Annotated in this window: 13 protein-coding genes; 1 reads left to right on the top strand and 12 read right to left on the bottom strand. The window is 36.7% G+C overall.

Features of this window, described 5'->3' with window-relative positions; translation table 11 throughout:
• Window positions 1-8: 8 nt before the first annotated feature.
• The 10 genes from BUA88_RS11285 to BUA88_RS11330 form a co-directional block, all read right to left on the bottom strand.
• A complete protein-coding gene (locus BUA88_RS11285) occupies window positions 9-728 on the bottom strand; it encodes a DUF308 domain-containing protein (RefSeq protein ID WP_072918025.1) in 720 nt (239 codons plus the stop codon).
• A 16-nt stretch (window positions 729-744) separates the two neighbouring features.
• Complete coding sequence (locus tag BUA88_RS11290) at window positions 745-1293, bottom strand: CPBP family intramembrane glutamic endopeptidase (protein ID WP_072918028.1); 549 nt, start codon at window positions 1291-1293, stop codon at window positions 745-747.
• Between the two features lie 76 nt (window positions 1294-1369).
• Window positions 1370-2023, bottom strand: a complete 654-nt coding sequence (locus tag BUA88_RS11295; RefSeq protein ID WP_083572501.1) for an HAD hydrolase-like protein — start codon at window positions 2021-2023, stop codon at window positions 1370-1372.
• Window positions 2020-4260: a DNA gyrase/topoisomerase IV subunit A gene (locus tag BUA88_RS11300; RefSeq protein ID WP_072918031.1), complete on the bottom strand. Its 2241-nt coding sequence runs from the start codon at window positions 4258-4260 to the stop codon at window positions 2020-2022. The genes BUA88_RS11295 and BUA88_RS11300 overlap by 4 nt, the downstream gene beginning before the upstream one ends.
• A gap of 32 nt (window positions 4261-4292) precedes the next feature.
• On the bottom strand, window positions 4293-6218 hold the full coding sequence (locus tag BUA88_RS11305) for a DNA gyrase/topoisomerase IV subunit B (RefSeq protein ID WP_072918033.1): 1926 nt from the start codon (window positions 6216-6218) through the stop codon (window positions 4293-4295).
• 89 nt (window positions 6219-6307) lie between these two features.
• Window positions 6308-6745, bottom strand: a complete 438-nt coding sequence (gene dut, locus BUA88_RS11310) for a dUTP diphosphatase (protein WP_072918035.1) — start codon at window positions 6743-6745, stop codon at window positions 6308-6310.
• Between the two features lie 21 nt (window positions 6746-6766).
• On the bottom strand, window positions 6767-7258 hold the full coding sequence (gene nrdG / locus BUA88_RS11315; RefSeq protein ID WP_072918038.1) for an anaerobic ribonucleoside-triphosphate reductase activating protein: 492 nt from the start codon (window positions 7256-7258) through the stop codon (window positions 6767-6769).
• A gap of 121 nt (window positions 7259-7379) precedes the next feature.
• Window positions 7380-9503, bottom strand: a complete 2124-nt coding sequence (gene nrdD, locus BUA88_RS11320; protein ID WP_072918040.1) for an anaerobic ribonucleoside-triphosphate reductase — start codon at window positions 9501-9503, stop codon at window positions 7380-7382.
• A gap of 184 nt (window positions 9504-9687) precedes the next feature.
• Complete coding sequence (locus tag BUA88_RS11325; protein WP_072918042.1) at window positions 9688-10317, bottom strand: lactate utilization protein; 630 nt, start codon at window positions 10315-10317, stop codon at window positions 9688-9690.
• Between the two features lie 18 nt (window positions 10318-10335).
• Window positions 10336-11154, bottom strand: a complete 819-nt coding sequence (locus BUA88_RS11330; RefSeq protein WP_072918045.1) for an MBL fold metallo-hydrolase — start codon at window positions 11152-11154, stop codon at window positions 10336-10338.
• Between the two features lie 72 nt (window positions 11155-11226).
• Between BUA88_RS11330 and BUA88_RS11335 the strand changes: the two genes are divergently transcribed.
• Window positions 11227-12216 (top strand): acyltransferase family protein, encoded by a 990-nt coding sequence (locus BUA88_RS11335; protein WP_072918047.1) that lies wholly within the window; start codon window positions 11227-11229, stop codon window positions 12214-12216.
• On the opposite strand, the gene BUA88_RS11340 is transcribed toward BUA88_RS11335, so the two are convergent.
• A complete protein-coding gene (locus BUA88_RS11340) occupies window positions 12213-13106 on the bottom strand; it encodes a hypothetical protein (protein ID WP_072918050.1) in 894 nt (297 codons plus the stop codon). The genes BUA88_RS11335 and BUA88_RS11340 overlap by 4 nt on opposite strands.
• 38 nt (window positions 13107-13144) lie before the next feature.
• On the bottom strand, window positions 13145-13681 hold the full coding sequence (locus BUA88_RS11345) for a flavodoxin domain-containing protein (RefSeq protein ID WP_072918053.1): 537 nt from the start codon (window positions 13679-13681) through the stop codon (window positions 13145-13147).
• Window positions 13682-14010 lie beyond the last annotated feature (329 nt).

The following is a 14010-nucleotide window of genomic DNA, read 5'->3' on the forward strand; positions in this document are numbered from 1 at the left end:
AATTGATTTTAGTCCTCAAACAATGAATCTGATCCTTTGCCATCATAAACATCATCAAAATAGTTATCTTGAACTTCTTCTTCAAAAATAGAATCATCTAAGGATGAATCCGCATCCTCCATTATACGAGAGTAATTTCTATTAGAATCTTTTTTGTGATCATGTAATCCTATTGCCATAAGCAATAGTGAAAATAAAGATAATGCCCCTACAGCTATTAAGTACGAACAAGTAATTACATTTCTCTCAAAGAACTTCTGTGGAATCATAAGGAAATAAATACTTGCACCTATAGTAACTAATCCAAAAATAAGACTTAAGAACCATACACCGCGTTGAATATGGAACAAAGCAAATGACTGCTGAAGCATAACTGCGCCTAAAATAACACCTATCAAACATACTAAAGCATCAATAAAAGCAGAAATATAATTTGCCTGAAAGATTGAAACAGCACCAATGATTACAAGAATAACGCCCATGGTAAAGCCATAGTTTGATATCTTTATATATTCATGGTTAAAAAAGTATTTGATCATGTACCAAGCACCAAAGCAAATAAATAAAATTCCAATGGCAAGAACAGAAAACGAATATGCTATTTTTGATATTAGGTTTGCATCTAAAACCAAAAGGCAAATTCCCAATGCCAAATAAACAAGAGATGCAACAATGTGTGCAACCAGTGCCACTTTTGAATCCTTAATTTCTTCAATATTTCTAGCCATTATTACCCTCCTCCAGCTAACTGAATAATATTGCAATAAGATTGATTAGGCCATGAGCTAAAAAGCACATCCAAAGCCGTTTGTTTTTTACATACATAAAGCATAATGCCAAACCGACAACTATTGCATATATGAATTGTACTATATTATTATGGATAATTCCAAAACAAATTGTAGATAAAAAGACAGCTTGTATAGGTCCGTACCATAAACATAACTGTCCTGTTATAATACCTCGAAGCAAAAGCTCTTCCAGCACAGGAATAACTATTGCATTACAAAGGATTTTTATAAATATACTACCGTCTGTAAGTGTATTACTTGCTTTTGTAAAATTTGTGGAAATTTCAATTAAACCGCTATGGGTGAGAATTATATTTGTAATAACACCTATAGCCACAACTGCAATAATCCAAATAAAATCAGTAATCAATTCTTTTTTATTAAATTTTTTAGGAATAATCTTCGGAACACCTTTGTAAATAATATACATTGGTACCAAACAAAATAATGCTGCAATAAGCAGGCACATAAGCCTGCCAATTTTTGCAGCATATAAATCCATCAATAAAGAACTCCCAAGCTGATAGACAATAAAATACACCAAGAATGGGTAAACTATTTGTATTACTCGATTTGTCCTAATTTGATTCAATGTAATCTAACACCTCACCTGGATAATCAAAGACTTCTAAAGCACCATGTTCAAGCATCTCTTCGCGGGAACCAAAACCCCATGAAACGCCAATGCAATCAATACCGGCAGCTTCAGCTCCGTCTACATCAAACTTTGTATCTCCAATAAGTATAGTTTCATCTTTTAAATGCCATGGAGCTCTTCTAAAACAAAGATCAATTACCTGCTCCTTTGTATTAATTTTAGCATCTAAAGTAGCACCACAAATTTCTGTAAAATACTTTGCAACGCCTAAGTATTCAAGAATCTTTTTAGCAGTAGGCTCTGGCTTTGAAGTACAGACAAAAAGGCAATACCCTCTTTTGACAAGGGCAGCTAAGAGTTCTTCTACGCCTTCAAAAAGGTCTACATTCAAGCAACCATTTTCTGCATCATAATAATGTCTATATGTAGCAACTGCATCTTTAAAGTCTTCATCCTTAATTCCTAAATAATTAGGAAAAGAATAAGTAAATGGAGGTCCTACGCATTTACGAAGTGTCCCATAATCAGGAATATCGTATCCATATTTGGTAAGTGTTATCCTAAGCCCTTCAATGATACTTGGTGCAGAATCTATCAAAGTGCCATCTAAATCAAAATAAATATTTTTTATCACTTCTTAACCCCTTTAGTATCACGACTTCCAATATGAAGTCTGTTGAGAGCAACATCTTTATCTTTTACCTTAACCTCTTTTGTCTCACCCTCGGATAAAACATAAATATTTGTAAGCTCATCGCCTTTTGCAAGCTTAATACCGCGAACACCAGCGGCTGTCTTTTTCTTTTCAGGAATTGTATCTCCTTCGATTCTTAAGAACATATCCTTTGCTGACTGCATAACTACAGTATCACCAGGATTAATAATCTGAACGCAAATAACCTCATCCTTATCATTTAACTTTGTAGCAGCAATTGTCTTTCTAGAAACATCAAATTCACTACCATCTACAAGCTTGATCATCGCCTGCTTTGTACCAAAGATAAGCTTATTTTTAATAATGTTTTCCATTGAATCTGCAAAGATTAGATTTTCTTTGGTAAGGTCAATCTTTGAACCCTTCTCAGCGGTATCAATTGGTTGTCCCTTATCTCTAAATTTACCAAATGGAAGGCTTAATACTTTTATTGCATGCATGTCGCCCTTTTCAGTAAACAGACAAATCTTATCTATGTTCTTGCAGAATACAATTTTCTTCGATTCGATTTCTGCAGCCTCTTTATTTCGCTCAAATGTAGGCATGTCCACTACACGGGCATAAGCAAATCTATCGATAAGGACAGCCACATCTATAACCTCAATTGGCTTCTCTTCTACAACAGCTTCCTCTACATTGTCGATAACTGTACGACGGTCTCTAGCATACTCTTTTCTAATAGCCTGAAGATCCTTGATAATAACCTTTGCCATCTCAGCACGAGAACCAAGAATCTTAGTGTAACGGGCAATTTTGTCCATTGTCTCGGCATAATCACCACGCAAAGCTTCGATTTCCAAGCCAATTAATCTATGAAGTCTCATATCAAGGATAGCCTGTGCCTGTTTTTCTGTGAAATGAAGCTGCTCAGCATCAGCCTTTGATTTCTGTGACTTAAACTTAATTCCTGCAGTGATTCCATCTACAAGACAAGCCTTAGCCTGCTTAACGTCCTTTGAACCACGAAGAATCTCAATAATTAAATCGATAACATCACATGCCTTAATGAGACCTTCCTGAATCTCTTTCTTCTCCTGCTCTTTGCCAAGAAGATGAGTGTACTTTCTAGTGCAAAGCTCATACTGGAAATCAACGTGATGCTTGATAATTGGAACAATGCCAAGTGTCTCTGGCTTGCCATCAGCAACTGCTAGCATATTAACGCCAAATGTATCCTCAAGACGTGTCTTCTTATAGAGAAGATTGAGAACATTCTGAGCATCAGCACCTTTTCTGAGCTCAATAACGATTCTCATCTGCTCTCCCTTAGACTGGTTCGAAATATCGGCAATGTCATTAGTTTTCTTTGTCTCAACAAGACTACAGATATCATTTAAGAACTTACCGATATTTGCACCAATCATCGGATAAGGAATCTCAGTAATAACAATTTGTTCCTTACCGCCCTTAATCTTTTCGATTTCAGCCTTGCCGCGAATCTTAATTTTACCTACACCAGTAGAGTAAATTTCAAGCAAATCATCTTTATTTGTTACGATACCGCCTGTTGGAAAATCTGGACCAGGAATAATTTCCATCATTTCAGCAGTGCTGATATCAGGATTTTTCATGTACGCAATTACACCATCAACAACCTCACCAAGATTATGCTGAGGAATAGATGTAACCATACCTACTGCAATACCATCAGATCCATTAATGAGTAGATTTGGTACACGAACAGGAAGAACTTCAGGCTCCTTTTCTGTCTCATCATAGTTAGGAATAAAATCTACTACATTTTTATCAAGGTCACCTAGGTAAACTTCCTGGGCAACCTTTGCCAAACGAGCCTCTGTGTATCGCATGGCTGCGGCTCCATCACCTTCGATTGAACCAAAGTTACCATGACCATCCACAAGTGGAAGACTTTTTTTGAAATCCTGGCTCATTACAACCAACGCTTCATAAATTGAGCTGTCACCATGTGGATGATATTTACCCATTGTATCACCAACGATACGAGCAGATTTTTTGTATGGTTTATTATAATCAACCTTCAACTCATACATATCGTAAAGTGTACGACGCTGTACAGGCTTAAGACCATCTCTTACATCTGGTACTGCACGGGCAAGTATTACAGACATAGAATAGTCAATGAAGGATTTTTGCATTATCTCTGAATATTCAGTTCTAATAATTTCTTGTGCCATTAAATATTTATCCTTTCAAATCATTACCGGAATTAAACATCCAGTTCTGCTTCCTTAGCATGTTTGTAAATAAACTGCTTACGAGGTGAAACATCACTACCCATAAGGAGCTCTGTAACCTCAGAAGCCATGAGACCATCCTCAATTTCAACAAGCTTTAGCTTACGACGTTCTGGATCAAGTGTAGTCTCCCAAAGCTGCTCAGCATCCATCTCACCAAGACCCTTGTATCTCTGAAGAGTAAATGATTTACCCTCCATTTTCTTACGATATTTTTCAAGAGCAACATCATCATAAAGATATTCCTCTTCGCCCTTTGATGGGATTGCCTTGTAGAGAGGAGGCATTGCTATATATACGTGACCTTCTCTGATAAGCTCAGGCATAAATCTATAGAAGAATGTAAGAAGAAGTGTGCTGATATGTGCACCATCCACGTCGGCATCGGCCATGATTACGATTTTGTTGTAGCGAAGCTTTGTTATATCAAAGTCATTGCCATAGCCTTCTGAAAAACCACAGCCAAAAGCGTTAATAAGTGTCTTAATCTCTGCATTAGCAAGAACCTTATCCATTGAAGCTTTCTCAACGTTAAGAATCTTACCTCGAATAGGCATGATTGCCTGATACATACGATTACGAGCCTTCTTTGCTGAACCACCAGCGGAATCTCCCTCTACGATAAAGATTTCGCATTTATCAGCTTCACGTGATTCGCAGTTAGCAAGCTTTCCATTCTGATCAAAAGAGAACTTCTGCTTTGTGAGAAGATTTGTCTTTGCCTTCTCTTCGGATTTACGAATCTTGGCACTCTTCTCTGCACATGAAATAATTGCCTTTAATGTCTCTAAGTTTCTATCAAAGAATAAAACGAATTCATCCTGACATACCTTCTGAGTAGCCTTAGATGCATCTGGATTATCGAGCTTAGTCTTAGTCTGTCCTTCGAAACGTGGATCAGGATGCTTAATGCTGACTATGGCTGTAATACCGTTTCTTACATCTGCTCCTGTGAAATTAGCGTCCTTATCTTTAAGAATACCAAGTTCACGCGCATAATTATTAATAACTGTAGTAAGTACAGTCTTAAAACCTGTAATATGAGTACCACCCTCAGAATTGTAAATGTTGTTACAGAAGCCGAGAATGTTTTCTTTGAATTCGTTGCAATACTGAAATGCTACTTCCAGCTCTACATCATCACATTTGCCCTTGAAATAAACAACATCATGGAGAGTCTCCGCTGATTTGTTAATCTCCTTAACAAATCCCTTGATTCCTTCTGGCTCATGATATGTAATATATTCAGGAGTCTCACCTCGCAAATCAGCATAGTTAATTGTAAGACCTGGATTAAGATAAGCAGTCTCGTGAAGACGTGACTTAACCTCATCCTCCTTAAAGTATGTCTTCTCGAATATTTCAGCATCTGGGAGGAAATTAATCTTTGTTCCGTGCTTGTTTGTTTTTGACACTTTAGGAAGAAGACCATCAACAAGCTTTTCTGTAGGAACACCTCTCTCATATCTATCATGGTGAACATAACCCTCGCGGGAAATATCTACAACCATATATTCAGATAAGGCATTTACAACAGAAGAACCAACACCATGCAAACCACCAGATGTTTTGTAAACGCTGTCATCAAACTTACCACCTGCGTGGAGTGTCGAGAAAACAAGACGTGCTGCTGGAACGCCCTTAGCGTGCATACCTACAGGAATACCACGGCCATTATCTTCTACTGTACAGCTGCCATCCTTTTCGAGAGTAACATAAATAGTGTCACATTCTCCTGCAAGATGCTCATCAACAGAGTTGTCTACGATTTCGTATATAAGATGATTGAGACCTTTGCGGGATGTAGAACCGATATACATTCCAGGACGCTTTCTAACAGCCTCAAGTCCCTCTAAAACAGATATACTGCTTGCATCATAGGTAACTTTTTTTGCCATAAAAAATTCTCTCTTTCAAAATAAAATCTATAAACGTCTATAAAACGTCTAAAAGGCGTCTGGATTTCCAGGCGCCAGTTAATATCAATTTAGTGTTTTCCGGTAGAACCAAAACCGCCAGCTCCACGAGCTGTATCTGAAAGCTCTGAAACCTCAGAAAATTCTACTGAAAGGAAAGGAACTACTACAAGCTGAGCAATCTTCTCTGCTGGAGTAATAACTCTCTCAATCTCTCCATCATTATGAAGAGCAACCTTAACTTCTCCCCTGTAATCTGAATCAACTACACCAACACAGTTTGCAGGACGGAGACCTTCCTTAGCTGAAAGTCCGCTACGAGCAAAAACACCTCCGAAATAACCAACTGGAATCTCCATTGCAAGACCAGTACCAATCATCTTGGTCTCGTGTGGTGCAATTTTAACCTCCTCTGTTACATCTGCAAACAAGTCATAGCCTGCAGCATACTCTGAACCTCTCTCTGGAAGCTTCGCAGAGTCGGTAAGCTTTGTAATATTGATATTCATAGAAATTTAATCTCCCTTAATCTAATCTACATGCAAAACAATCTGTTCTAGCTTTCTTGTCTGAGGAACATCAATAACTCGCTGATTGATACTTCCTCTCCATTTTGCCTGTAAATCTATCTTATCAATTTCAAACTCCCCGTCAACCAGAACATCCACATATTCCATAATCTCCAGAGATTTAATCTCCTCATAGGCATACCCTGTGTAAAGCCAGACGGTCTTGCCGGGAAACCTCTCCCTAATTTCCCGGGCAAGCTCCGTCACTTCCATTCGATTTCCAGGATACAATGGGTCACCTCCACTGAATGTAATTCCGGAAATATAGTCTCTGGACAATACTTCAAATAATTCATCTTTAGCGGCCTGATCAAATTTCAAACCACCATCTGGGTCCCAAGTAATTGGATTTTGGCAATCCTTGCAATGATGGTCGCAGCCTGAAACCCATAGCACTGCTCTTAGACCATCGCCATTAAGCATATCGTCTTTAGTTATATTATGATAATTCATTACGATTATTCTCCAAGTTATTGCAATTAGTTACACTAACAAGCATTAATATTCTTCCTTTGTCAATACATTCCTCATCCAGAATATTAATAGCTTGTTTGCTACTAATTGCGTATTTAAATTACATAGATTTACGATCAGCGATTTCCGCCATCTTCGCCTCATTAAGACGTGTATCTCCCTTTACACGTGAATAAGATAAATATCCATTCATTCGGTCAATCTTAGTGAGATTCTTGCTTCCGCATACTGGACAAACATCCATCTCAAGCTCTTCATGACCACAATCATCGCAGTATGAAAGGGAAAGGTTAACACCTTCATAGAAGCCTTTCTTCATAGCACGACGAACAAGTGTCTTTACAGCCTCGCGGTTGTAATTAATAGGGTAACGAACGTACTGAATCTTACCACCGTTAGAAAGTTCCCAGAAGCGTCCTTCCTTATCCTGCTTTTCAATTGGTGTAATATCTTCTGTAACATGGCAATGGAATGAATTTGAAACGTAATCCCTGTCTGATACATTTTCAACTATTCCATATTTATTTCTGAACTGCTTAACCTGTAATCCGCAAAGATTCTCAGCTGGTGTACCGTAGATAGCATAAAGATTACCATCTTCTTCCTTAAACTGATTTACCTTTTCATTAATGTGCTTAAGCACCTCTAAAGCAAACTCACCATCCTCAACAAGAGATTTACCATTGTAAAGCTCCTGAAGCTCATTGAAGGCTGTGATACCAAATGATGCTGTAGCAGCCTTAAGTAATGGTTTAATCTTATCGTGGAAGCCAAGATGACCACCGTAAAAACCGCCTTCGCAGTATGCAAGTGGGTTTGTAGATGCACGCATCTCTCCCAGGTAAGCATATGTACGAATATGAAGCTTTCTAATCATCTCAAGATAATAATCAAGCACCTCATAGAAATCCTTAGATTCCTGACGAGCCTTAGCAAGAATCATTGGCAGATGAAGTGAAACTGCTCCAATATTGAAACGGCCAATAAATACTGGTTCATCGTTTTCGTCAGCTGGTTTCATTCCACCTCTTTCATACCAAGGTGAAAGGAATGCACGACATCCCATAGGTGAAATTACTTTGCCGTATTTTTTATACATGCTGGCAATGTATCCTTCGCCTGTAAGTGAAAGCCAGTCTGGATACATAGTCTTTCTAGAACAGTCGATACCAGCTTCGAATACGTCCTCAAGCTCACCGCCTGGTCCGTGAAGATTCTCATCATAAAGGAATACAACCTTAGGGAAAAGAACTGGCTTCTTGAAGCCTGGTTTACCCTGTCCGATTGAACGAACCTTAAGGCATGCCTTTGATGCCATCTTCGCAAATACGGATGTACCAAGACCGATTGTAACTGTAATAAATGGATAATCACCACGTGATGAAGCAACTGTATTGAACTTATACTCCCATCCCTGGAAGCCCTGCTCCATATCACGCTGAACCTCAGCCATGGCAACTTCCTCAGCCTTTGATTGATCTATACCCAAATCAACATATTTCTTAAGATATTTGTCGTATGAAATCTGAGCATATTTTTCCAATATCTGATCAGCTTGAGGAATAGTGAAACCACCATACTGCTGGCTGGCAGCAGAAAGAACAATATCACCAATAACGTCAAAAGCTACATCAAGACTCTTAGGCTCGTTGTAGAAAATATTACCCATTTCAAATCCACCCTCAAGGACAGATTTAACATCGAAAAGACAACAGTTCATAGTATCTCTTCTGGCGTTCATATCATGAATGTAGATATAGCCATCACGAATAGCCTGAACCTCTTCTGTTGTAAGGAAGAATTTCTTGTACAGCTCTCTATTAAGCTCATTAAAAATCAATGAACGCTTGGTAGAAACAAGGGCCGAATCAGTATTTGAATTTTCCTTGTCACCGATGTACATGATGTTCTGAGACTTCTTATAAACATCATCAAGCATCTGTACGAAATCCTGCTTGTAGTTGCGGTAATCGCGGTAACTCTTTGCAACCATTGGATTAACACGCTCCAAAGCACCCTCAACAATGTTATGCATTTGCGCAATTTCAATTTTCTCAAGGCCAAGTTCCTCCACTCTTTCCTCAACAAATTGACATATAAACTTCTCCTGTTCAGGAGTAAATTTAACAAGCACACGTGTAGCTGACTTCCCCACAGCCTCTACAACTTTTTGCACATCAAATGGCTCAAGTGCGCCATCTTTTTTTACAACATAACGATTCATACCTAACCTCCGGTAATTTATTGAAAAACAATTAATAATTTTTGAATTTTCTGTCAATATCTAGTTCGCTAACAAACAAAAACTACTAGATATTGTGTTGATGGTTTTATACTACCACCACACTATCTAGTAGTCAATAGGTTCACAAAACACAAAATAAAGTTTAACAATTCAGACACATTTACTAAAAACCAAGGGTGTCATTTACTAAAATTACGTGAATTCGGCCTTCATGTCGAGAGTAACGTGTCATTAAAAACTGGCAGCATATTGTGTCTGGAGACTTACAATCCATACACGCTCCAGTCTTTGAGCAAGGTGTAGATAATCCAAAACGCTGAGCATTAATAGGCGCAGCTACATTTCTTGCACGTTTCATAGCAGAATCCACATCAGGACACACCTTATTCATACCAACAATAAATAAGACATGTTTTGGACCCTGTGCAATAGCAGATACTCTGTTTGAATTTCCATCAATATTAATCATTACGCCATCTTCTGTGATTGCATTTGCACTACTAAGAAAATAATCAGCATCATAAGCGGCAAGCATGGCAGCTCTTTTATCTGGTGTTGCATCTCTGTCTATAAAATGATAATCCCCTTCTTTTAGAGCTTCCACAAGTCCAATTTCATGAGCTGACATTGCGCCACCCATAGAGATTGATGAGCCCGATGGAATTATTTCCAAAGCTTTCTTTAATGCCTCTTCTTTATTTGAAGCATAGTATCCGCTCATATTTCTTGACTCGAGCCCCTTAATCACTTTTTGTGCCAGTAATTCATTTCTTTTAATGATATTTGCGTCCATAATTATCCTCCTTCTACATTAGATATTTATTTCAAGACCAACCTTTAGTTGCTCTAGTTTATCTCCTAATTCATTTTTTAATATTCCAAATGCTCTGTTCTTTGTGCAGTGACCAGTACAAATATATTGAATATTTTTTTCTTTAAAAACTTTTGCAACTTCAAGAATCTCCTCCTCAGATTTGTTAAATAAATGAAGTCCACCAATATATCCGTAAATATGCTTTTCAGGAAAAGAATCCTGAACATCGTTTATTATATTTTCTACACCACCATGTGAGCATGAATTTAAAATCACAAGTCCTTTATCGGTATCGATAACAAGGCTTTGTTCATGAGCAAAATCATCAGGAAGCCATCTATGATTTTCTTTTACGTACATTTTTTCTCGTTTGCCAATTAGAGAAAGTCCCTTTGATTTATGTGGAATTAAAAACACTCCATCCATAATCTTATAATCTCCAGATACTTTTTCTATTCTATCAGGATATTCTTTTAAAACTTTTTTAGGGATTCCAATATATATTTTAAAGAACCTTCGTTTATGATAACAGTTAGTTTCCACAGAATCTCTTACATAGAATTTTGCTTTACTGTTATTTTTAAAGAATAATGGCATACCGTTTCCGTGATCATAATGTGCGTGACTCAGAACACCATAATCTATATCTGCAACGTCAAACCCTAAGCTTTTTAGATTATTTAAAAATAAACCTGATGCACCAGTATCAAGTAGAATTTTATTACCATCATATTCTACAAGAAGGCAAAGTCCCCATTCTCCTTCCAACCCCAAATTCGATATATTATCTACTGTTACTGTTATTTTTGTATCCATGACACATCTCCTAAAAACCTTCATTTACAAATGAATAAACTATGTGATAACCTCTATTACGAGGTGACATTAATGACAATGAAAACTAATCGAAAAACACAATTTGATATAATTCGTATTCTCGCAATACTTATGATATTTAACTACCATTTCTGTATGGAGAGCGGAGCCGCTGAGTCCATTTTTTGCGTGTATAAAAATGGTGGTTGGGGAAGTGTTGGAACAAGTATTTTTTTCCTTCTTTCAGGCTACTTAATCCATATGGGAAGTAAGAATACAAATATCAAAACATATATTAAAAAGAGGTTTTTATCAATATACCCTGCCCTTTGGCTAAGTTTTATTATAGTTTATCTACTTACAAGTATTAAACGAAATAATTACCTTTGGGGTGGTGAAGTCTGGAGAATCATCCTTTCTTTTCTAGGAGTGGATACATATCTTCAGTATTACTACATTCCCACCTATTCATGCGTCGGTGAATGGTTCACTGCAATGATTATATTTTTGTATATTACATATTTGCTTCTTCGCATTTTAATAAAAAAATGTCCAAATATAAGCACTATCGTAATTACGATATTGTATTTTGCTGAATGCATAATAGGTATACAGAAAAACGTTCCTGCTGATGCCAGCATTTTTACAGCGCTTATGCTTTTCTGGATTGGTATGCTTCTTCAGGAATATCCTACAATGCTTCAAACAAAAATGTGGAAAGTAGTTTTAGCTGTAATTATTTCAGTAGCAGTTATGTTTATTAAACTACCTTTTATAGGAAATGTTCTCCCTTGGAAAAATCTCCTGGGAATAGCGATATTTTACCTTTTACATGTAATTTTTTCTGCAATTAAATTTGGTGAAACATCAACTAGAATACTTAAATTTTTTAGTTCCTTATCCTTTGCCTTTTATTTAATCCATCATTTTGTAATGATACAGATCATTGAAAGATACGGTACAAATATTATCGCATTTACGTATTTAATGGCACTAATCATCACATTAGTAACAGCAAGTGCAATCACAAATATAACTAATAAATTGAGATATAATAGTTAAAATATATCCAGCATACTATCTAAATAAATCTCTTCTCTTACTTTAAGCTGATATTCAGGCTTGGTCATGTAGTAAAGCAAAAACTCTAATATTAATGCACTGCCCAAGCCTCTACCTTCAATCTTAAAATTCTTAAAACCATTTGGAATATATACATTTAAAATATCATCAATTCCAATAAAGCCTGGATTTTTCATAGCGTCTGAAAATCTATAGCCTCTATCTGCTGTAGGCGAAACACAAATATGTTCTTCACAATCCTCTCCAAGACTTTTTCTGCTGACGTTTTCATAACATTTTTTTCTGTCGTAGCAATCAAACCAGCAACATTCATTACAAAGAAATTCTACTTTATCTTTTTGTTCCTGTGTCAATGAATTAAGCCTATCAAATTCTTTATTAAGTCTGAAATCCGGTACTACAAAAGAAAAATCCTTGCGATTCAATTCATTTTCAAAATCATCAAAATCAGTAAGAACTTTTGTTGTGCTAGAGATATAATAAAAATCTGGATATCGATTCTTTAAAAATTCCAGAAGTAAATCAGAGTATATTATAATTCCATTTTTACTTTCCCCATTATGTTCAAATAACTGACAAAGCATATTACATTTTTTATCTAAAAGATGTTCTTCTTCTACTAAAGAATTACTAAAAGTAAGACGTGAGGAAATATTATATTTTTGCATTAGAGCAGCCACATTCTTTGAACTTTCATCTCCGAAGCCGACACGACCGCCTCCCCAAATACAATCATCTGGTGCGCCATAAATAGAACCTATCTCACACCAGTCGTAAAAATACTCCCTATGATTATAAAAAAGAGGTAGAAAGACTTTATAAAGTTCATAAAACTCAAACAACCCTGGAAGGTGATAAAAACATTTCAAAATCTCTTTACCTCTATTCATTCATAATTTAATTTATTCTATGATATATAACTTGTATTAATAGCTTCAATAAGTGGCTTTATATATGACTTATCAGTCCAATCATGTTTGTCTGTACCAGCATCCATTAATGCCTTTTCCCAGATTTCATAATCCTTTGGGTCTTTCTTTGCAACAGACTTCTGAAGCATTTTACAAAGATTTCTATCCACGAATGACATATTGTCCATATCCCAGCCTCCACGGAAATAGAAAAATGGAAGCATCTTTAGATAGTCTTTCATATTCTGATCAAAAATAAAGCTTATTGCACCTTCTTCAATTGGTGAAGCGCCATCACAGAAAACATATAACTGTTTATCCTTAAGTGCATCAATATGCTTCTTTAAAAAAGATAAACCTGCAATACCCTGAGCATAAAGACCACCGCCAAAGACTACAGTATCATATTCTTTAATATCTTCGATTTTTGCGTGCTTAACATCTACTATGTCAAATCCAGTCTCCTCAGCAATCCACTGGGCATAGCGTTTTGTTGCACCATACTTAGACTTATAAATAACTATACCTTTCATAACTATATCCTCCCATATTAATCTTGTTTTATCTCTTGTTAACTCACTTTTTCTCACTTTTTCATAGTCACATAGATGAAGCTATCTAAGTCCATGCCATTCCCCACGGCCAAAACTACGGATATACAGGTATTTGGGGTGCACTTAATAAGACGTCGTCTTATTATCACTATGATTGGCCCTTCTTATCCCCAAGTCCTTACGGCAGCCTAACCTCCCATGTCATACGGGATCACCTGATTCCAGGGTCCTTAATTCCTTCGTTCTGCTTATCCATAAAGGGGCGTCATTATGCTCCCTCGCTGAGTCGATGCTCTGATGGAAAAAAA

It is taken from the genome of Pseudobutyrivibrio xylanivorans DSM 14809, from assembly GCF_900141825.1.
GTDB classification, from domain to species: domain Bacteria; phylum Bacillota; class Clostridia; order Lachnospirales; family Lachnospiraceae; genus Pseudobutyrivibrio; species Pseudobutyrivibrio xylanivorans.

Excerpts from the sequence above, each read along its gene's own strand:
- BUA88_RS11285 (WP_072918025.1), bottom strand. The coding sequence starts at position 728 with ATGGCTAGAAATATTGAAGAAATTAAGGATTCAAAAGTGGCACTGGTT.
- BUA88_RS11290 (WP_072918028.1), bottom strand. The coding sequence starts at position 1,293 with ATGGATTTATATGCTGCAAAAATTGGCAGGCTTATGTGCCTGCTTATT.
- BUA88_RS11300 (WP_072918031.1), bottom strand. The coding sequence starts at position 4,260 with ATGGCACAAGAAATTATTAGAACTGAATATTCAGAGATAATGCAAAAA.
- BUA88_RS11305 (WP_072918033.1), bottom strand. The coding sequence starts at position 6,218 with ATGGCAAAAAAAGTTACCTATGATGCAAGCAGTATATCTGTTTTAGAG.
- dut (WP_072918035.1), bottom strand. The coding sequence starts at position 6,745 with ATGAATATCAATATTACAAAGCTTACCGACTCTGCGAAGCTTCCAGAG.
- nrdG (WP_072918038.1), bottom strand. The coding sequence starts at position 7,258 with ATGAATTATCATAATATAACTAAAGACGATATGCTTAATGGCGATGGT.
- nrdD (WP_072918040.1), bottom strand. The coding sequence starts at position 9,503 with ATGAATCGTTATGTTGTAAAAAAAGATGGCGCACTTGAGCCATTTGAT.
- BUA88_RS11325 (WP_072918042.1), bottom strand. The coding sequence starts at position 10,317 with ATGGACGCAAATATCATTAAAAGAAATGAATTACTGGCACAAAAAGTG.
- BUA88_RS11330 (WP_072918045.1), bottom strand. The coding sequence starts at position 11,154 with ATGGATACAAAAATAACAGTAACAGTAGATAATATATCGAATTTGGGG.
- BUA88_RS11335 (WP_072918047.1), top strand. The coding sequence starts at position 11,227 with ATGACAATGAAAACTAATCGAAAAACACAATTTGATATAATTCGTATT.
- BUA88_RS11345 (WP_072918053.1), bottom strand. The coding sequence starts at position 13,681 with ATGAAAGGTATAGTTATTTATAAGTCTAAGTATGGTGCAACAAAACGC.